Here is a 1,017-nt window from a genome sequence, read left to right as displayed (position 1 = left end):
TAGCAACGCCATCGCCAAGCTGCCGATCTTCGAGCATTTCTCATTCGACCTGGAAATGCTCTACGGTAGCGTGGATGGGCAGAAGTTCAGCATGGAGCGTCCCACGATCCAAGCACGGCATTCGCGCAAATACTTTGCCCGTGGCAAGGGCGTGGTGGCCTACACAATGCTGTGCAACCATGTGCCGCTACAAGGCTGGGTAATTGGCGCGCATTAATATGAGGCCCATCATGCCTTTGACGTGTGGTACCGCAATACCTCGAACATCGTGCCGAGAATGATCACCGGCGATATGCACAGCATCAACAAGGCCAACTTTGCCATTTTCGACTGGTTCGGCGGGGTATTTGCACCGCGTTTTACCGACGCCAACGCTCAACTTAAGGAGTTGTACTGTGTCGATGATCTGGCTCTTTATGAAAAATACCTCGTAAAACCAGTGGGTCAGATCGCCCTGCAAGCCATTGAAAGCGAAAAAGAGGGCATTGACCAGATCGTGGCCACACTGGCATTGAAAGACATGACGCAAGCGACGCTTATCCGCAAAATATGCACCTACAGCACGTCCAATCCCACGCGGCGTGCGGTCTTCGAGTACGACAAGCTCATCCGCAGTATTTACACATTACGCTACCTACGCGACCCACAGTTGCAGCGCAACGTGCATCGCTCGCAAAACCGCATTGAGTCATACCACCAGTTGCGTGCAGCCATTGCCCAGGTTGGCGGCAAAAAGGAACTGACGGGGCAGACGGACCTAGGGTTAGAAATCAGCAACCAGTGCGCCCGACTGGTTGCTAACGCCATCATCTACTACAACGCGGCCATCCTTTCACGGCTACTGGAGCGCTGCCAGGGTAAAGCCAAGGCGCTGGCACTCATCAAGTCAACATCACCGGTGGCCTGGCAGCACCTACTATTGGGCGGACATTACACCTTCGAGGATGGTGGCAAAATGCTGGATTTGGATACTTTGCTAGAGGGTGTGGATTGGGGGTGACGGAAATTTCGGCGGTT

The 1,017-nt window shown here is 53.9% G+C and carries 1 pseudogene; it reads left to right on the top strand.

The window, feature by feature from the left end:
* Positions 1-1,000, top strand: a pseudogene (locus ALO43_RS23780) (Tn3 family transposase); the annotation flags it as partial.
* Positions 1,001-1,017 lie beyond the last annotated feature (17 nt).

The sequence above is a fragment of the Pseudomonas tremae genome (assembly GCF_001401155.1).
GTDB lineage: Bacteria > Pseudomonadota > Gammaproteobacteria > Pseudomonadales > Pseudomonadaceae > Aquipseudomonas > Aquipseudomonas tremae.
The sequence above is the reverse complement of the archived record's forward strand: the minus strand, read 5'-3'. Positions and strand labels throughout refer to the sequence as shown.